Genomic DNA, 18,217 nt, shown 5'->3' on the forward strand with positions numbered 1-18,217 from the left:
CGTCGGAGCGTGGATTTCTCGGGCGATGCGCTCCCACCATGGTATCCCGCCGACGGCCGTGCCGTCCCGGTGTAGCGCTACGGGGGCCGGTGCGGGACGCTTGAGGTCGATGCGCTGTCCGCTCACCGAGACGGTTCCAGGGGGTCCGATGGGCAAGCCTGACGCAGATGGCCACGGGCCGCCCGAGGGGCTGCCCGACCTGCCGCCCGAGTGGGGCCGGGTGGTCGTGCCGGACGACGCCTCCGCGCTCGCCGAGGAGGCCGCGCAGGTGCGCCGGGAGCTGCTCCGCCGGGCCACCACCCGGGCCGGGCACCCACCGGACGAGCTCGCCGAGGGCCGGCTCCCGCTCCGGATGCCGCTGCTGGTCCTCCTGGTGACCGTCCTCACCACCGTGGCCGGCCTGGCGGCCGTCACCTGGCCCCGCAACCCGCGCGGCAACGCCCGGCCGACCGTGGTGCCCCAGTCCGCGGCGGCGGATCTGACCGGCCGGCCGCTACCGGCGCTGGACCTGGTCGACCCCGACCAGCGGCCGCTGCCGCTGCGCGGCCTGGTGCCCGCGGTGATCATCCTGGTCGACGGGTGCGCCTGCCCGGAGCGGGTCGGCGAGGCCGCCTCGGCCGCGCCGGCCGGCGTGTCCGTGGTCACCGTCGCGGCCGGCCGCACGGTCTCCCCCACCCCGTCCGAGCCCGGCCCCACCGGGCGGGGCCCGTCCGCCCCGGCGGCCGCCGTGCGCGCCCTGGCCGACCCGGCCGGCGGCCTGCGCGCCTTCGTCCGAGTGCCACCCCGGCCCGACACGGTGACCGCGCTGCTGGTGGACCGGTACGGCATCCTGGTCGAGCTGGTGCCCCAGGTCGGCACGATCGAGGACTACCGGTCGGAGCTGGTCCGGCTGGCCGGCTGAGCTCGGCCGATGCCCGGCCGGCAGGGGCGCGTGGACGGTCAGCCGGTGTGCTCCAGCAGCGCCGCGTAGAGGGTCAGCCCCGGTCCGAACGCGAGCATCACGATCCGCCGGGGCGGCGCCGCGGACCGGGCAAGCCGGTCCAGGATCAGCAGCACGGTGGGCGACGAGCAGTTGCCGTGCTCGGCCAGTACCGCCCGGGACGCCGCCAGCCCCTCCAGCGGCAGGGCGAGCTCCCGCTCCACCACGTTCAGGATGCGCGGGCCGCCCGGGTGCACCGCCCAACCGTCCACCTCGGCCCGCTCGCCACCGTGCCGGGCCAGCAGGTCGTCGACCAGGCGCGCGACATGCGTCGACAGCACCTGCGGCACCTTCGGTGACAGCCCCATCCGGAAACCGGTGTCGGTGACCTCCCAGGTCATGTGGTCGGCGGTCGAGGCGTCGGTGACCGAGGTGACCTCGCGGACCGCGTAACCGCCCGGCCCGTCCCCGCTGCCGGGCACCAGCACCGCGGCCACCGCCGCGTCGGAGAAGAGGGCGTGCGAGACGATCTGCTGGGTGTCCATCCGGGCCGAGGCGGGCTGGAGGTGCAGGCTGGTCAGCTCGGCGCAGAGCAGCAGGGCCGGCCGGCCCCGGGCGGTGACGAAGTCGCTCGCCGCGCCGAGCCCCGGCAGGGCGGCGTAGCAGCCCATGTGCCCCACGAACATCCGCTGCGTGTCCGGCGCCATGCCCAGGTCCCGGGCGAGCAGGATGTCCAGGCCGGGGGTGGCGTACCCGGTGCACGAGCAGACCACGAACAGGCCCACGTCCCCGGCGTCCAGGCCGGCGTCGGTGAGCGCCCGCCCCACCGCCTCCTTGCCCAGCGGCAGCGCCTCCACCTGGTAGCGCCGCATCCGCCGCTCGGTCGGCCAGTCCGACACGTCCTCCAGCAACGGGTTGACCGCCGCCTGCCGGCGGGCCACCCCGGAATTGGCGAAGATCCGCTCGGCCAGCGCCCGGGTGGTGCCGGAGAAGTGCCGCGCGAAGAAGCCGTCCCAGAGCTCGCGCTGCCCGGCCGTCGGTGGATGGGCCGTACCGAGCCCCGCGATCACCGGCACCGCCATGTCCCCACCCCTTTTCGTCGGCCCTGCACGCCCACCAGCCCCACCGCCGGCGCGGTCACACCGTCCCCCTGCACCTGCCGGCCCGTCCCCCGGGCGAGATCCGGCGCCCGCCACCGGCCGGCCGCGTACTCACCAACGAGGAGCCGACCCGTCGCGGTCCGGGTCGCCACCCAGGGCGGCTATCCCGAGCCAGTCGGCGCACACGTCCGAGGTGGCCGGATGCAACGAGCCGCAGCGGGCGTCCCGGTACAACCGCTCCAGCGGATGACCCCGTCGGGTGGCCGAGGTGCCCGCCGCCTCCAGCATGGACGCCGCGACGTCGGCGGCGGTGGTGCCGGCGAGCAGCTTGGCCCGCCACACCCACCGGTTGGTCTCCGCGTCGCCCGGCGCCTCGTCCACCCGGCGGGCCGCCTCGGCCACGGTGAGCTGCGCCGCCGCGACCGCCGCGTCGGCCCGGCCGAGCCGGGCACGCACCGCGGGCAGGCCGGCCAGGTTCCGGGCGTTCAGGTGTTCGGCCGCCGCGTCGACGGCCGCCCGGGCCACCCCGACGTAGACCGCCGCGTAGCTGGCCACCAGCCAGTGCGGCATCAGCTGGGCGACCACCAGGGCCAGCCCCTCCACCCCGCCGAGCAGCCGGTCGGCCGGGACGGTCACGTCCAGGTGCAGGTCGTGCGAGGCGGTGGCGCGCATGCCGAGCGCGTCCCAGGTCGGTTCCACGGTGAGCCCGTCCTCGGCCGGAACCAGGAACTGGGAGACCACCGACTGGTCGGTGGCGCTACGCGCGGCCACCAGGTAGCCGTCCGGGTGCCCGGCGCCGGAGCAGAACGTCTTGCTGCCCTTGAGGTGCCAGCCGCCGTCGACCGGCTCGTAGACCGTGCTGAGCTGCGACAGACGGGCACCGGCGCCGCGCTCGCTCATCGCCACCGCGTACCACGCCCCGTCGGCCGCCGCCCGCAGCAGCCGGTCCCGCGCGGCCAGCGCCTCCGCCGGTACGCCGAGCGCCTCGGCCAGTTCCTCGGTGACCGCGCCCAGCGCGCCGGTGACCGAGGCGTGCATGTTGAACACCAGCGCCGTGGCGCCGTTGCCCCGGGCCAGCTCGGTGGCGACGGCGGCGTACTCGGCGAAGCTGGCGCCCGCGCCACCCAGCTCGCGGGGCACCATCAGGCCGAACAGGCCGGCCTCGCGCAGGTCAGCGAAGTCGTCCACCGGGAACGTGCCGTCCCGGTCGTGCCCGGCCGCCCGGGCGGCGAACCGCGGCGCCAACCGGCGAGCCGCCTCCAGCGCGTGCACCGTCATTTCCCCGCCCCCTTCTCGGCGTCCCCTCTACCCGGTCCCGGTCGCGCTATCCCTGCCGGCGACCGTGCCCCTGGTACAACACGGCGGTGGACCACGTCGGCACGATCCGGGGCGCACGACCCGGCGCCCCCGCCCCGCGGGCCCGGCGGACCAGCCAGCCCAGCGTCCCGCGCAGCCCGGGGCGGACCCCGCGCACCCGCAGCGACACCCCGTGCCGGGCGCACTCGGCCACCAGCTCGCGGGCGTCCACGAACAACCGTGGATCGTGGATGCCGCGCGGCACGGTGGGCAGCCGCTCCCCGATGTGGACCGCCACCAGCCGGCTCACCGCGGTGTCGTTGAGCGTGTCCAGCACCAGCAGGCCCCCCGGGCGCAGCAGCCGGCACGCCTGCGCCACCGCGCGCCGCCAGTCCGGCACGTGCTCCAGCAGCTCACCGGCGGCCACCACGTCGGCGCAGCCGTCCGCCAGCGGCACGGCGGTGGCGTCGCCGTTGACCACGGTCACCCCGTGCGCGGCGGCCTGCACCAGGGCGGACCGGGTCAGGTCCACCCCGACGTGCCGGTAGCCCTTGCCGGCCAGGTGCGGGGCGAGCAGCCCGGCGCCGCAGCCGAGGTCGACCAGCAGGGCGTCGGGCCGGGACGCGGGCGGCACCAGCGCGGCGCGCGCCTCGGCCAGCCAGTGCAGCATCGCGAACGCGCCGTCCGGCCGCCACCACTCGTCGGCCAGCTCGTCGTACTGCCGGGGGTCGTTGCGGGGCAGCACCCGGGGCGGACTGGACACCGGTGCCGCGTCTCCCATGGACCGAGCGTGGCACGACTGGAGGCCAACGGCCAGACTTCCGGTATGTCGTCCTCGGTGTCAGGGCTGCTCAGGGCCAGCCATCCGGAACCGACCGCCGCGGTCACCGCGGTCGCCGGGCTGCTCGCCTGGGGCGTCGGTCACCGGCCGGGCGGCGTCGCCACCGTCGCGCTGACCGTGCTGGCCAGCCAGCTCGCCGTCGGCTGGGCCAACGACGCGCTGGACGCGGGGCGGGACGCCGCGGTGGGGCGTACCGACAAGCCCGTCGCGGTGGGCGCGGTCCGGCGGCGCACCGTGGCCGTGGGCGCGGCGGTGGCCGCGGTGGCCACCCCGGTGCTCGCCGCGACCACCGGCCCGGCCGCGGCGTTCTGGGCCACCGTCGGGCTGGTCGCCGCGCTGCTCTACGACTGGCCGCTGAAGTCGACAGCGCTGTCGGTGCTGCCGTACGCGGTGTCGTTCGGCACCCTGCCCGCCTTTGTGGTGCTGGCGCTGCCCGGCGCGCCGACGCCCCCGGTCTGGCTGGTCGCCGCGGCGGCCTGCCTGGGCGCCGGGGCGCACTTCGCGAACGTGCTGCCCGACCTGGCCGACGACGCCCGGACCGGGGTGCGCGGGCTGCCGCACCGGCTGGGCGCGGCGGGCAGCCGGTGGGCCGCCGCCGGGCTGCTGCTCGCGGCGACCGCCACCCTGGTCCTGGGGCCGGCCGGGCCGCCGTCGTGGGTCGGGTTGGCGGCCGTGGCGGCCGCCGTCGTCGCGCCGGCCCTCGGTTGGTACGCGGGCCGCGCCACGGCCCGCGCCGGCGGCCGTCAGGTGGCGGCGTTCCGGGCGGTGATGCTGGTGGCGCTGATCGACGTGGCGCTGCTGGTGGCGAGCGGCCGGGTGGTCTGACGCCCCGCCCAGGTGGCATTGCCGGGTCGGCGTGCGGCCCTCGATCAGGTCCAACTACCCTGGAGCGCGGTCTGCGCGGGTATGGCCACCGCTCCCGGACGACGCCGGGTGAGGATCTACGAGGAGGACCGACGTGACGCGCTCGATCAGGGGTTCCGGGCGGGTGGCCCTGCTGCTGGCCGGTACGGCGGCGGCGGCGAGCCTGCTGCTGTCCGGGTGTGGCGCCGGCCAGGTGGCCGAGACCGCCAACAAGATCCCGTCGGTCCAGGGCATCAACGTCCAGACCTCCGACAACCTGTACAAGGTGCGCGGCCTCTACGTGCAGTACCCCGGCGTCGAGGGCTACCGGGCGGGCGGCAGCGCCCCGCTCAACGTGGTGATCTACAACGACAGCGAGCAGCCGGTCACCGTCACCGTCACCACCGACAGCGCGCGGGAGATCCTGCTCAGCGGCGCGACCCCGAGCGGCGCGGTGGCCAGCCCGAGCGAGTCGTCCACCGAGCCCGCCTCCGCGTCGCCCACCGCGACCAACCCGAGCGCGTCGCCGAGCCAGTCGCTGGGCGCGGGTCCGTCGGAGTCGGCCAGCCCGTCGGAGTCGGCCAGCCCGAGCGGGTCGGCCAGCCCGTCGGCCTCGGCGAGCGAGTCGGCCCCGGCCGGGGAGCCCGCCCGGCTGGAGATCCCGGCGCTCGGCTACGTGCAGCTCAACAGCACCGGCGGCGGCCAGTTCCTCCAGCTGGTCGGCCTCAACGACGAGCTGCTGTCGGGCCAGCAGGTCAACCTGACCTTCGACTTCGGCAACGGCCGGACGGTCAGCACCCCGGCCCCGGTCGGCGTCCCGCTGACCCCGAACGCCCCGCCCTCCCCGATCATCGAGCGCGAGGGTGACCTCGGCAAGGAGGGTGGCAGCGAGGGCGGCCACGGCTGAGCCGGACCGGCGACAGGTCACCGCACCGCCGGCGTGGGGAACACCACGCCGGCGGTGTTCTCGTCTCCGGTGGGATTTCGTCGTAGCGGGCGGATAGCTTCCTGAGGTGACCACGTCCCGATCCACCTCCGCCCGGGCCGGCGGCTCCCGCGGGCGGGCCGCCGCCCGCGAGCCCCGGCCGGCCTACGAGTGCGACGCCTGCGGCCACCAGCCGCCGAAGTGGGTGGGGCGCTGCCCCGAGTGCGGCGAGTGGGGGTCGGTCGTCGAGTGCACCGTCACCGGCCCGCTGGTCTCCGGCAAGGTGGTCAGCTCGCGGCTGCCGGCCGAGCCGGCCCGGCCGATCGCCACCATCAGCGCCGCCCCGGCCCGGGCCCGGGCCACCGGCGTCAGCGAGCTGGACCGGGTGCTCGGCGGCGGCCTGGTCCCCGGCGCGGTGGTGCTGCTGGCCGGTGAGCCCGGCGTGGGCAAGTCGACCCTGCTGCTCGACGTGGCCCAGCAGTGGGCCGCCGGTGCGGGCAGCCCATCGCTGGTGGTCAGCGGTGAGGAGTCGGTCAGCCAGGTCCGGCTGCGGGCCGAGCGGATGGGCACCCTGCACGACCAGCTCTACCTGGCCGCCGAGAGCGACCTGAGCGCGGTGCTCGGCCATCTCGACGCGGTCAAGCCGGGGCTGCTGGTGCTCGACTCGGTGCAGACCATCTCCACCACCGGCACCGAGGGGGTGCCCGGCGGCGTCACCCAGGTCCGGGCGGTCACCGCCGCGCTGGTCGCGGTCGCCAAGGAGCGCGGCATCGCCACCGTGCTGGTCGGCCACGTCACCAAGGACGGCCAGGTGGCCGGTCCCCGGGTGCTGGAGCACCTGGTCGACGTGGTGCTGCACTTCGAGGGTGACAAGCACTCCTCGCTGCGGATGGTGCGCGGCGTCAAGAACCGGTTCGGCGCGGCCGACGAGGTGGGCTGCTTCGAGATGCACGAGGGCGGCATCAGCAGCCTGGCCGACCCGTCCGGGCTCTTCCTCACCCGCTATTCCGAGCCGGTCCCCGGCACCTGCGTCACGGTGGCGATGGAGGGGCGGCGGGCGCTGGTCACCGAGGTCCAGGCGCTGATCGGCGCGACCGTGGCCGGTTCGCCCCGGCGCACGGTGTCCGGGCTGGACGGGGCGCGGCTGGCCATGGTGCTGGCGGTGCTCCAGCGGCGCACCGAGCGGATGACGCTGCACGACCGGGAGGTCTTCGCGGCGACGGTGGGCGGCATCCGGGTGGTGGAGCCGGCCGCCGACCTGGCGGTCGCCCTGGCGGTGGCCTCGGGCGGGCTCAACCTGGCCATCGCCCCGCACCTGGTGGCGATCGGCGAGGTCGGCCTGACCGGGGAGGTACGCCGGGTCGGGGCGGTGCCCCGCCGGCTGGCCGAGGCCGCCCGGCTCGGCTTCCGGTTGGCCCTGGTGCCACCCGGCTGCGGCCCGGAGAGCAGCGGGGTCGCCCCGGACAACATGCGGGTGATCGAGGTCACGAACGTCCGATCGGCCCTCCAGGCCGCGGCTCGTGCCTCGGCGGAGTGATCGCGGTGGGACGGGTCGGACGGTCGGACCGGGTGATACCGGGCAGCTCTCCGTGGCACGACACGACGGCGCGAAGAGGACATCGTGACACATCACAGTAACCGCGACAGCACCCACCGCAGGGCAGTCCGTAGACTGTGTCCGTGCCGATCGACCGCGACGCCACCAAGCCTGCCGGCGCGATGCCGCACGCCCGCACCGGGACCGTGGGTTCTCCCGCCCGTCCGATCAGCGTCAGCGTGACCGGGGCCGTCGGCGGCGGGTCCGGGGGTGACCCGCTGCGCGCCAATCTGGCGCTGATGGCGCCGGGCACCGCCCTGCGCGACGGTCTGGAACGCATCCTGCGCGGCCGCACCGGTGCGCTCATCGTCCTCGGCTACGACAAGGTGGTCGAGCAGATCTGCACCGGCGGCTTCCCGCTCGACGTGGAGTTCTCCGCCACCCGGGTCCGCGAGCTGTGCAAGATGGATGGCGCCGTCGTGCTGTCCAGCGACGGCACCCGCATCGTGCGGGCCGCGGTGCACCTGATGCCCGACCCGGCCATCCCGACCGAGGAGTCGGGCACCCGGCACCGCACGGCCGAGCGGGTGGCCCGGCAGACCGGCTACCCGGTCATCTCGGTGAGCCAGTCGATGCGGATCATCAGCCTCTACGTCAACGGCCAGCGGCACGTGCTTGACGACTCCGCCGCGATCCTGTCCCGGGCCAACCAGGCGCTGGCCACCCTGGAGCGCTACAAGCTGCGGCTGGACGAGGTCTCCGGCACGCTCTCCGCGCTGGAGATCGAGGATCTGGTCACCGTGCGGGACGCGGTGGCCGTGGTGCAGCGGCTGGAGATGGTCCGCCGGATCGCCGACGAGATCGCCGGCTACGTGGTCGAGCTGGGCACCGACGGCCGGCTGCTCGCCCTGCAACTCGACGAGCTGATGGCGGGGGTGGACGCCGACCGCACCCTGGTCATCCGGGACTACCTGCCCGCCGGCCGCCGGCCGCGCACCCTGGACGAGGCGCTCGTCGAGCTGGACCTGCTGGGTGCCACCGAGCTGATCGACCTGGTGGCGGTCGCCAAGGCGATCGGCTACCCGTCCGCCTCGGACGCCCTGGACGCGGCGGTCAGCCCGCGCGGCTTCCGGCTGCTGGCCAAGGTGCCCCGGCTCCCGGTGGCGGTGGTGGACCGGCTGGTGGTGCACTTCGGCAGCCTGCAACGGTTGCTCGGGGCCACCGTCGAGGACCTGCAGGCCGTGGAGGGCGTCGGCGACGCCCGGGCCCGCGGGGTCCGGGAGGGGCTGTCGCGGCTCGCCGAGGCGTCCATCCTGGAGCGGTACGTCTGACCTCGCCGGCCCGGCGCTGATCCCGGCCCGGCCGGCGGTCAGCTGCCGGCGCCGTGGACGACCAACTGCACCGGCTCGCTGAGCTTCGTGCCGACCCGGGCGAACACCTCGTACGTCCCGGCCGGGGCGTACGGGCCGGCGGCCAGGCCACTGGCGCATCGGGAGGTGTCCCGCCCGTTCCAGGTGATGGTGTAGGAGCGTTCGGCGTTCGGGACGAGCGACCGCACCTCGGACCCCCTGCCGGTGCCGCAGGTGTCCGACGACCAGACCTTGGCCGCCCCCGCCTTGACGAAAAGCTCCTGGGCGTCGGCGCCGACGTCCCGGTTGCAGGTGCGCGACGAGCTGTTCTTGATGACCAGGGTCAGGTCGACCCGGTTGCCCTGCGTCGCCTCCGCCGGCTGGGCGGTCGCCCGCACCGAGATCTCCGCGTCGGTGCAGGTCCCCTCGTCGGCGACCGGTGCGACGTTGCCCGTGCCGGAGCCACCGGTCGAGCCGTCGTTGGTGCCCGAGCCGCCCGTCGAACCGTCATTGGTGCCCGAGCCGCCGTCCGTCCCGGAGCCGCCGTTGGAGCCGGTGCCGCCGTTCGTCCCCGAGCCGCCGTTGGAGCCGGTGCCGCCGTTCGAGCCGGAGTCGCCTGAGTTGCCGGACCCGCCCGGGCCGCCGGACTGCGGGGTCAGCACCGACCCGGTCGGATCCGGGGCCGCGGTGCCGGTCGCCCCCGGAGTGGGCGTCCCGCGCCCCTCCGGTGTGCCGCCGGGATCGGAGCCCTGGCAGGAATAGAGCAGGACAATCAGGAAGAGAAGCCCCGCTCCGAGTACGACCGCGCGACGCCGCCAGTACACGGCGGGTGGCAGGGGGCCGACCGTCATACGCATGATGCCCCCACCGTAGCGGCGTACCGGCCGGCGGGCGGGGACGACGCGCCGGGCCGTACCCGGCTCACCGCACCGACCCTCCACTCGGGACGACCCGCCACCGCACCTCGTCACCGTGGGTGAGCGCCGCCCCGCTCACCGGAGCCCTCGCGCTCACAGGTAGACCTTGCGCTGGTAGACCGCGTGCGCGCCGGCCACCCGGTCCAGGAAGAGCAGGCCCGCGCAGTGATCGATCTCGTGCTGCAACGCCCGCGCCTCGAACCCGTCGGTGACCAGCCGCACCGCCTTGCCGCTGCCCGGCAGCACGCCCTCGACCACCAGCCGGCCGGCCCGCTTCACGTCACCGGTCAGGTCGGGCACCGACATACAGCCCTCCCGGCCGGCCTTCCACCGGCTCGCCTCCACCACCCGGGCGTTGCACAGCACGAAGGCGCCGTGCACGGTCAGCGTCTTCGGGTGACCGGTCACGTCCACCGCGAAGACCTGCGCGGAGACCCCGACCTGCGGCGCGGCCAGGCCGACGCAGCCCGGCGACACCCGCATGGTGGCGATCAGATCGGCGGCGAGGCGTACCACCTCGTCGGACGTGGGGTCGACCTCCGGGCCGGGCCGGCTGAGCACCGGGTCGGGCGCCGACACCACCGGCCGCACCTCGCCGGGCCGGCCCAGCTCCGCCGGGGTCCAGCCGCCGAGGCCGACGTACTCCTCCGGATCGCTCACAGCAGGTCCGGGTCCGCCGGCCGGAGGCTGACCTCGACACCCAGCTCTGCGGCGGCGCGGGACAGCCGCCCGGCCAGCTCGTCGGCGCTGCCCGGCGGCAGCTCGACCTCGGCCACCACCACGTAGAGCGCACCGGCCAGCCGGGTGCTCAGGTCGGTGACGTTCCCGCCGGCGTCGGCCAGCACCCGGGTCATCGCCGCGACGATGCCCAACCGGTCCGCACCGTGCACCGACATCACGTACGGCTCGCCGGTGGGCGCCGCCGCGCCGTCCGGGGTGACCGCGCGTACGGTCGTCACCAGCCGGCCCTCGGCGGCGAGCGGGGCCAGCGCGGCCTCGACATCGGCGGCGGCCGGACCGACGCAGATCAGGGTCATCGCGAAGTGTCCCCGCAGCCGGGTCATCGTCGAGTCGGTGAGGTTCGCGCCGAGCCGGGCGAGCACCTCCGCGACGTCGGCCACGATGCCCGGCCGGTCCCGGCCGATGACGGTGATCGCGAGCTCGTTCATCCGGGCATTCTCCCCGATCGGCTCGGCGCGGCCGCGACGGCCCGCCCCGCCCGCCCAACGGGCGGGAAGGCCCGCCGTGACATGATCGGCGGCGCGATGTCCGATCCCACTTTCGCCACCCTGGTCAGCCGGTGGTACGAGCAGAACGCCCGCGACCTGCCCTGGCGGGTACCCGGGGTGGGCGCCTGGCCGATCCTGGTCAGCGAGGTCATGCTCCAGCAGACCCCGGTGGTCCGGGTGCTGCCCGCCTGGCACGCCTGGCTGGAACGCTGGCCGGACCCGGCCGCGTTGGCCGCCGACTCCCCCGCCGAGGCGATCCGGATGTGGGGACGGCTCGGCTATCCCCGCCGGGCGGTACGCCTGCGCGACTGCGCGGTGGCGATCGTCGAACGGCACGGCGGCGAGGTGCCCGACCGGCTGGACCAGCTGCTGGCGCTGCCCGGGGTGGGGACCTACACCGCCCGGGCGGTGGCGGCGTTCGCGTACGGGCAGCGGCACCCGGTGGTCGACACCAACGTACGCCGGGTGGTCTGCCGGGCGATCGCCGGCGAGCCCGACGCCGGCCCGGCCACCCGCCCCGCCGACCTGGTCGCCTGCGAGGAGCTGCTGCCCACGGAGCCGGCCGCCGCCGCGCTGGCCAGCGCCGCCTTCATGGAACTCGGGGCGATGGTCTGCACCGCCCGTGCGCCGCGCTGCCCGGCCTGCCCGGTCGAGGCGAGCTGCGCCTGGCGGGCGTCGGGCCGGGAGGCGCCCGCCGGCCCGACCCGACGGCCCCAGCGGTACGCCGGCACCGACCGGCAGGTACGCGGCCTGCTGCTCGCGGTGCTGCGGGAGGCCACCGGCCCGGTCCCGCACCAGCGCCTCGACCAGGTGTGGCGGGACGACGTGCAGCGGGCCCGGGCGCTGTCCGGGCTGGTCACCGACGGGCTGGTCGAACCGGTCGGCGCGGACGCCTTCCGCCTGGTCGGCGACGGCCCGCCGGTGCCGCTGCCCCACTGACGTCGCGCCGGGCTGGGGCTGGCCAGGCTGGGGCTGGCCGGGCTGGGGCTGGCCGGGCTGGGGCTGGCCGGGCTGGGGCTGGCCGGGCTGGGGCCGTGGCTGGCCGGGGTCGGCCAGTGTGCGCGGGCGGCTGGCCGCTGACCCGCTCCGGTGGCCGACCTGGCCCGGAGGGGTCAGGGACTCCCGGAGGCCTGATACCTCTGAGGAATATTTATACCTCTGAGGTATCACGCTCGTTTTCCCAACGCGGGCCGAGTGGCCACACCATCCCACGCGGGCCAGACCTGGCCACGCCAGCCCACGCGAGCCAGAGCTGGCCACACCAGCCCACGCCGGGCACCGGTCTCGCCCGCCCCCTGCCGCCGTCCTGGGCGACGCCCGGGGCGGCGAGACGGCGACGGGCCCCGGTGGCTCTCGCCAACCGGGGCCCGTCGCCCTGTCACAGCTGCCCGGCGTTACGCCGCCGTTTCGTCGGCCCCCGCGCTGGCGCCGAGGTCGGCCGGAACGGCGTCCGGCACCTCCACCGGCTTTTCCGCACCGCGGAAGACCAGCTTGGACTTGTCGATGTCCTCCGGGTCGCCCTCGCAGTCCACCACCACGATCTGACCCGGGGTCAGCTCGTTGAAGAGGATCCGCTCGGAGAGGTTGTCCTCGATGTCGCGCTGGATCGTCCGACGCAGCGGACGGGCGCCCAGCACCGGGTCGAAGCCCTTCTTCGCCAGGTACTTCTTGGCGTTGTCGGTCAGCTCCAGGCCCATGTCCTTGTTGCGCAGCTGGGTCTCGATCCGCTGGATCATGATGTCCACGATCGAGAGGATCTCCAGCTCACGCAGCTGGTGGAAGACGATGGTGTCGTCGATCCGGTTCAGGAACTCGGGCCGGAAGTGCTGCTTGAGCTCGTCGTTGACCTTCTGCTTCATCCGGTCGTAGTTCGACTCGGAGTCCTCGGAGGCCTGGAAGCCCAGCGAGACCGCCTTGGCGACGTCGCGGGTGCCGAGGTTGGTGGTCAGGATGATGACCGTGTTCTTGAAGTCCACGATCCGGCCCTGACCGTCGGTCAGCCGCCCGTCCTCCAGGATCTGGAGCAGCGTGTTGAACACGTCCGGGTGGGCCTTCTCGATCTCGTCGAAGAGGACCACCGAGAACGGCCGACGCCGCACCTTCTCGGTCAGCTGCCCGCCCTCGTCGTAGCCGACGTAGCCGGGAGGGGCACCCACCAGCCGGGACACCGTGTACCGGTCGTGGAACTCGGACATGTCCAGCTGGATGAGGGCGTCCTCGCTGCCGAAGAGGAACTCGGCGAGCGCCTTGGACAGCTCGGTCTTACCGACACCGGACGGGCCGGCGAAGATGAACGAGCCGGACGGGCGCTTCGGGTCCTTCAGGCCGGCCCGGGTCCGCCGGATCGCCTTCGAGACCGCCTTGACCGCGTCCTCCTGGCCGATGACGCGCTTGTGCAGCTCGTCCTCCATGCGCAGCAGGCGCGAGGTCTCCTCCTCGGTCAGCTTGTAGACCGGGATGCCGGTCCAGTTGCCGAGCACCTCGGCGATCTGCTCGTCGTCGACCTCGCTGACGACGTCCAGGTCACCGGCCTTCCACTCCTTCTCCCGCTGGGCCTTCTGGCCGAGCAGCTGCTTCTCCTTGTCGCGGAGCTGGGCGGCCCGCTCGAAGTCCTGCGCGTCGATCGCGGACTCCTTGTCGCGGCGCACGTTGGCGATCCGCTCGTCGAAGTCACGCAGGTCCGGCGGCGCGGTCATCCGGCGGATGCGCATCCGGGCGCCGGCCTCGTCGATCAGGTCGATCGCCTTGTCCGGCAGGAACCGGTCGGAGATGTACCTATCGGCCAGCGTTGCGGCCGCCACGAGCGCCGCGTCGGTGATGCTGACCCGGTGGTGCGCCTCGTAGCGGTCGCGCAGGCCCTTGAGGATCTCGATGGTGTGGGCCAGCGACGGCTCACCCACCTGGATCGGCTGGAAGCGGCGCTCGAGAGCGGCGTCCTTCTCCAGGTGCTTGCGGTATTCGTCGAGCGTGGTGGCGCCGATGGTCTGCAGCTCACCACGGGCCAGCATCGGCTTGAGGATGCTGGCGGCGTCGATCGCGCCCTCGGCGGCACCCGCACCCACCAGGGTGTGGATCTCGTCGATGAAGAGGATGATGTCGCCCCGGGTGCGGATCTCCTTGAGCACCTTCTTGAGGCGCTCCTCGAAGTCACCGCGGTAGCGGGAGCCGGCGACCAGGGCACCGAGGTCGAGGGTGTAGAGCTGCTTGTCCTTGAGCGTCTCGGGCACCTCGCCCTTGATGATCTTCTGGGACAGCCCCTCCACCACGGCGGTCTTGCCGACGCCGGGCTCACCGATCAGGACCGGGTTGTTCTTGGTGCGGCGGGACAGCACCTGCATGACCCGCTCGATCTCCTTCTCGCGCCCGATCACCGGGTCGAGCTTGCCCTCCCGGGCGGCCTGGGTGAGGTTGCGGCCGAACTGGTCCAGCACCAGGCTGGTCGACGGCGCGGCCTCGCCCGGCGCGGTGCCCGCGGCGGCCGGCTCCTTGCCCTGGTAGCCGGAGAGGAGCTGGATCACCTGCTGGCGCACCCGGTTGAGGTCGGCGCCGAGCTTGACCAGCACCTGGGCGGCCACGCCCTCGCCCTCGCGGATGAGGCCGAGCAGGATGTGCTCGGTGCCGATGTAGTTGTGGCCGAGCTGCAGCGCCTCGCGCAGCGACAGCTCCAGCACCTTCTTGGCCCGCGGCGTGAACGGGATGTGCCCGCTCGGCGCCTGCTGGCCCTGGCCGATGATCTCCTCGACCTGCTGGCGGACGCCCTCCAGGGAGATGCCGAGGCTCTCCAGGGCCTTTGCCGCGACGCCCTCACCCTCGTGGATCAGGCCCAGCAGGATGTGCTCCGTACCGATGTAGTTGTGGTTGAGCATCCGGGCCTCTTCTTGGGCCAGGACGACAACCCGTCGCGCTCGGTCGGTGAACCGCTCGAACATGCCCTCGTGCTCCTCACGTGCCGTGCGCCTTGATGCCGGATCTTGGCGGGGCCGGTGCGCGGACGTCCGGGACGGGCGTCCGTGCCTCATTACTCTATCGCCGCGGACCGACTCCGCTGAGGTCGTGTGTCCCCGCCAAAAGCCGCGTACGCGTCGTTTCTGTCAACCATCCGCGCTCAGGAGGTGTTCCGGGGGGCCTACCTGTACGCGCAGAGCGAAATTCGCCGCACCGGTCGCCGGGGCGGGTGGGCGCCCCACGGTGGCGACCGGGCACCGCTGCGGCCGGCGACGTTGCCGGCCGGCGGTCATCCACAGGCTGTGGACGGAATCTCCACCGGCTGTGGACAACGCCCGCCGCCCCCACCCTGTTCCCGACCGACCGAAGCGGGCGGGGACCGCGCGCCGGACCGGACTTAGCACGCAGACGGGACACATCGCCGCCGGAGCCGTCGGTGGGCGGAAACGGGCGACGCCGGCCCGGAGACAAGGTCCGGCCCGGCGTCGTGTCGCCTCGGTGATGCTCCCCGCTCAGTGACCCGCCTTCGAGTGGTACTCGTCGACGATCTCCTGCGGGATGCGACCCCGGTCGGAAATATCCTTGCCGGCCTTCTTGGCCCACGTGCGGATCGCCTTGTTCTGCTCGCGGTCGGCGGTGGCGCCACCCCGGCCACGCGCGGCCCGGCCGCCGACGACGACACCGCCGCGCCCCACCTTCGTGCCGGCCCCCACGTACGGCGCGAATACGTCACGCAATTTCTCGGCGTTGGCGGCCGACAGGTCGATCTCGTACTGAACTCCGTCGAGCGCGAACTTGACGGTCTCGTCAGCGTCCCCGCCGTCCAGGTCATCGACCAGCTTGTGAATGATCTGCTTGGCCACGTCCCACATTCCTTTCGAGCAGGGTGTCCTGCAATGGGAGCACAATAACCCGCCCGATGGTTGCCGCGTCAATAGGATGCGGTAACGAGCCGGAGAAGAAGCTTCGGGCGCTACTCGGGGCGGACCAACGGGAAGAGGATCGTTTCCCGAATTCCGAGGCCGGTCAGCGCCATCAGGAGTCGGTCGATTCCCATTCCCATCCCACCGGCCGGCGGCATTCCGTACTCCATCGCCCGGAGAAAGTCCTCGTCGAGCCGCATCGCCTCGTCGTCGCCGCGCGCGGCGAGCTGCGCCTGCGCCACCAGCCGCTCCCGCTGCACCACCGGGTCGACCAGCTCCGAGTACGCGGTGCCCAGCTCGAAGCCGAGGACGTACAGGTCCCACTTCTCGGCCAGTCCCGGCTCGCTGCGGTGCGCGCGGGTGAGCGGGCTGGTCTCCTCCGGGTAGTCGCGGACGAAGGTCGGCGCCTGCAACCCCGGCACGACCAATTCCTCGAAGAGTTCCTCGGCGAGCTTGCCCGGCCCCCACTTGGGATCGACGGCCAGGCCCACCTTGTCCGCGTACTCGACCAGCCGGGCGCGCTCGGTGCGTACGGTGACCTCTTCACCGAGGGCCTCGGAAAGGACACCGAACAGAGTCACCGAACGCCACTCGCCGCCCAGGTCGAACTCGCGGCCGTCGGCGTGCGTGACCACCGTCGAGCCGCTGACCGCGATCGCCGCCCGCTGCACCAGATTGCGGGTCAACTCCGCCATCGTGTCGTAGTCGCCGTACGCCTGGTAGGTCTCCAGCATCGCGAACTCCGGCGAGTGCGAAGAGTCGACACCCTCATTACGGAAGTTGCGGTTGATCTCGAAGACGCGGTCGACGCCACCGACCACCGCCCGCTTGAGAAAAAGCTCCGGTGCGATTCGCAGATACAGATCGGTGTCCAGCGCATTGCTGTGGGTCACGAATGGGCGGGCCGCCGCGCCACCGTGCAGCAACTGGAGCATCGGGGTCTCGACCTCGATGAATCCCTCGCCGTGCAACGAGTCGCGCAGACTGCGCACCGCCGCCGCCCGGGTACGGACCATCTGGCGGGCCTGCGGGCGGACGATCAGGTCCACGTACCGCTGGCGGACCCGGGCCTCCTCGCTCAGCGGCTTGTGCGCCACCGGCAGCGGGCGCAGCGCCTTCGCGGTGACCGCCCACTCGTCGGCCAGCACCGACAGCTCGCCCCGGCGACTGGTGATCACCTCACCGGTGACGCCGACGTGGTCGCCCAGGTCGACCAGGCGCTTCCAGTCGTCGAGCCGCTCGGCGCCGACCCGGTCCAGGGAGAGCATCGCCTGGAGTTCGGTGCCGTCGCCGTCCCGGAGGGTGGCGAAGCAGAGCTTGCCGGTGTTGCGCACGAAGATCACCCGCCCGGTGACCGAGACCCTGTCCCCGGTCGCGGTGTCGGTGGGCAGCTCGGCGTACCTGGCGCGGACCTCGGCCAGGGTGGCGGTGCGGCGAAAGCCGACCGGGTACGGCTGCACGCCGTCGGCGAGCATCCGGTCCCGCTTCTCCCGGCGGACCTTCATCTGCTCCGGAAGGTCGTCGGCGGGGTCGACTGGCACAGCGTTCTGCTCGGTCACGGCACGCTTCCTCAGGCCTGGGGAACATCGGCGGGGTCAGCCCATGAGCGTACTCAAGCGCTCCGGCGGGTGTTACCGGATAGCCTGCCGGCCATGACGGACCCCACTCAGGCGCTCTCGTTCGGCGCCGCCGCCGCCGAGTACGACCGGCGCCGACCCCGCTATCCGCGGGCCGCGCTGCGCTTCGCGCTGGACGGCCTGCCCACCCCCGCCGACGTGGTGGACGTCGGCGCGGGCACCGGCATCCTGAGCCGGGGCGTACTCGAACTCGGTCACCGGGTCGTACCCGTGGAACCGGATCCGGGGATGCGGGCGCAACTGGCGGTCGCGTCGCCCGGCACGACGGCGCTGGCCGGTAGCGCCGAGGCGGTCCCGCTGCCGGACGGCGCGGCGGACGCGGTGCTGGTCGGCCAGGCCTACCACTGGTTCGACCGGGAGCCGGCGCACGCCGAGATCGCCCGGGTACTGCGGCCCGGTGGCACGTTCGCGCCGATCTGGAACCTGCGCGACGAGCGGGTGTCGTGGGTCGCCGAGCTGACCCGGATCGCCCACGTCGGGGACAGCGCCGGCAGCGTGCTCGGCCGGTACACCGACTTCGGTCCCGCGTTCACCGCGATCGAGACCGGCGAGTTCGGGCACGCCAGCACGCTCACCCCGGACGACCTGATCGCCATGATCCACACCCGCTCGTACTGGCTGACCGCGTCCCCGGCCGAGCAGCGGAAGGTCGACCGGGAACTGCGCGAGCTCTTCACCTCCCATCCGGAGCTCACCGGACGGGAGACCGTCGAGTTGCCGTACCGGACCGTGGTGCTGCGCGCCCGCCGCCGCTGA

16 protein-coding genes are annotated in these 18,217 nt (G+C 73.9%); 7 read left to right on the forward strand and 9 right to left on the reverse strand.

What is annotated here, in order from left to right:
* Positions 1 to 148: 148 nt before the first annotated feature.
* Positions 149 to 901 carry a hypothetical protein gene (locus K7640_RS15110; protein WP_222955434.1) on the forward strand — a complete coding sequence of 251 codons (753 nt, stop codon included), beginning with the start codon at positions 149 to 151 and terminating at the stop codon, positions 899 to 901.
* Between the two features lie 38 nt (positions 902 to 939).
* Here the strand turns inward: K7640_RS15110 and K7640_RS15115 are convergent, their stop codons facing one another.
* The 3 genes from K7640_RS15115 to K7640_RS15125 all read right to left on the reverse strand — a co-directional run bounded on the left by K7640_RS15115 (position 940) and on the right by K7640_RS15125 (position 4,096).
* Positions 940 to 2,001, reverse strand: coding sequence for a type III polyketide synthase (locus K7640_RS15115; protein WP_222955435.1), 1,062 nt, complete (start codon positions 1,999 to 2,001; stop codon positions 940 to 942).
* Positions 2,002 to 2,130: 129 nt separating this feature from the next.
* Positions 2,131 to 3,297, reverse strand: coding sequence for an acyl-CoA dehydrogenase family protein (locus K7640_RS15120; RefSeq protein WP_222955436.1), 1,167 nt, complete (start codon positions 3,295 to 3,297; stop codon positions 2,131 to 2,133).
* A 46-nt stretch (positions 3,298 to 3,343) separates the two neighbouring features.
* Positions 3,344 to 4,096, reverse strand: coding sequence for a methyltransferase domain-containing protein (locus tag K7640_RS15125; protein ID WP_222955437.1), 753 nt, complete (start codon positions 4,094 to 4,096; stop codon positions 3,344 to 3,346).
* A 45-nt stretch (positions 4,097 to 4,141) separates the two neighbouring features.
* Between K7640_RS15125 and K7640_RS15130 the strand changes: the two genes are divergently transcribed.
* The 4 genes from K7640_RS15130 (at position 4,142) to disA (ending at position 8,792) form a co-directional block, all read left to right on the forward strand.
* Entirely contained in the window at positions 4,142 to 4,981 is an 840-nt protein-coding gene (locus tag K7640_RS15130) for a UbiA family prenyltransferase (RefSeq protein WP_222955505.1), read from the forward strand.
* A gap of 133 nt (positions 4,982 to 5,114) precedes the next feature.
* Complete coding sequence (locus tag K7640_RS15135) at positions 5,115 to 5,906, forward strand: hypothetical protein (RefSeq protein WP_222955438.1); 792 nt, start codon at positions 5,115 to 5,117, stop codon at positions 5,904 to 5,906.
* 106 nt (positions 5,907 to 6,012) lie between these two features.
* A complete protein-coding gene (gene radA / locus K7640_RS15140; RefSeq protein WP_222955439.1) occupies positions 6,013 to 7,461 on the forward strand; it encodes a DNA repair protein RadA in 1,449 nt (482 codons plus the stop codon).
* Positions 7,462 to 7,604: 143 nt separating this feature from the next.
* Complete coding sequence (gene disA / locus K7640_RS15145) at positions 7,605 to 8,792, forward strand: DNA integrity scanning diadenylate cyclase DisA (RefSeq protein ID WP_222955440.1); 1,188 nt, start codon at positions 7,605 to 7,607, stop codon at positions 8,790 to 8,792.
* 38 nt (positions 8,793 to 8,830) lie between these two features.
* On the opposite strand, the gene K7640_RS15150 is transcribed toward disA, so the two are convergent.
* The 3 genes from K7640_RS15150 to K7640_RS15160 all read right to left on the reverse strand — a co-directional run bounded on the left by K7640_RS15150 (position 8,831) and on the right by K7640_RS15160 (position 10,896).
* Positions 8,831 to 9,667: a hypothetical protein gene (locus K7640_RS15150; protein WP_222955441.1), complete on the reverse strand. Its 837-nt coding sequence runs from the start codon at positions 9,665 to 9,667 to the stop codon at positions 8,831 to 8,833.
* Between the two features lie 153 nt (positions 9,668 to 9,820).
* Positions 9,821 to 10,387: a peptide deformylase gene (locus tag K7640_RS15155; protein WP_222955442.1), complete on the reverse strand. Its 567-nt coding sequence runs from the start codon at positions 10,385 to 10,387 to the stop codon at positions 9,821 to 9,823.
* Positions 10,384 to 10,896, reverse strand: a complete 513-nt coding sequence (locus K7640_RS15160; RefSeq protein WP_222955443.1) for a glycine cleavage system protein R — start codon at positions 10,894 to 10,896, stop codon at positions 10,384 to 10,386. The genes K7640_RS15155 and K7640_RS15160 overlap by 4 nt, the downstream gene beginning before the upstream one ends.
* Before the next feature lie 96 nt (positions 10,897 to 10,992).
* Here K7640_RS15160 and K7640_RS15165 point away from each other — a divergent pair, with 96 nt between their 5' ends.
* On the forward strand, positions 10,993 to 11,895 hold the full coding sequence (locus tag K7640_RS15165; RefSeq protein WP_222955444.1) for an A/G-specific adenine glycosylase: 903 nt from the start codon (positions 10,993 to 10,995) through the stop codon (positions 11,893 to 11,895).
* A 455-nt stretch (positions 11,896 to 12,350) separates the two neighbouring features.
* Here K7640_RS15165 and K7640_RS15170 read toward each other — a convergent pair whose 3' ends face one another.
* The 3 genes from K7640_RS15170 to lysS all read right to left on the reverse strand — a co-directional run bounded on the left by K7640_RS15170 (position 12,351) and on the right by lysS (position 17,383).
* Positions 12,351 to 14,885: an ATP-dependent Clp protease ATP-binding subunit gene (locus K7640_RS15170; RefSeq protein ID WP_222955445.1), complete on the reverse strand. Its 2,535-nt coding sequence runs from the start codon at positions 14,883 to 14,885 to the stop codon at positions 12,351 to 12,353.
* Positions 14,886 to 15,413: 528 nt separating this feature from the next.
* Positions 15,414 to 15,764, reverse strand: coding sequence for an Lsr2 family protein (locus K7640_RS15175; protein ID WP_308042562.1), 351 nt, complete (start codon positions 15,762 to 15,764; stop codon positions 15,414 to 15,416).
* A 110-nt stretch (positions 15,765 to 15,874) separates the two neighbouring features.
* Positions 15,875 to 17,383, reverse strand: coding sequence for a lysine--tRNA ligase (lysS, locus tag K7640_RS15180; RefSeq protein WP_222955447.1), 1,509 nt, complete (start codon positions 17,381 to 17,383; stop codon positions 15,875 to 15,877).
* 93 nt (positions 17,384 to 17,476) lie between these two features.
* Between lysS and K7640_RS15185 the strand changes: the two genes are divergently transcribed.
* A complete protein-coding gene (locus tag K7640_RS15185; protein WP_222955448.1) occupies positions 17,477 to 18,217 on the forward strand; it encodes a class I SAM-dependent methyltransferase in 741 nt (246 codons plus the stop codon).

The sequence above is a fragment of the Micromonospora sp. PLK6-60 genome (assembly GCF_019890675.1).
Taxonomy (GTDB): Bacteria; Actinomycetota; Actinomycetes; order Mycobacteriales; family Micromonosporaceae; genus Micromonospora.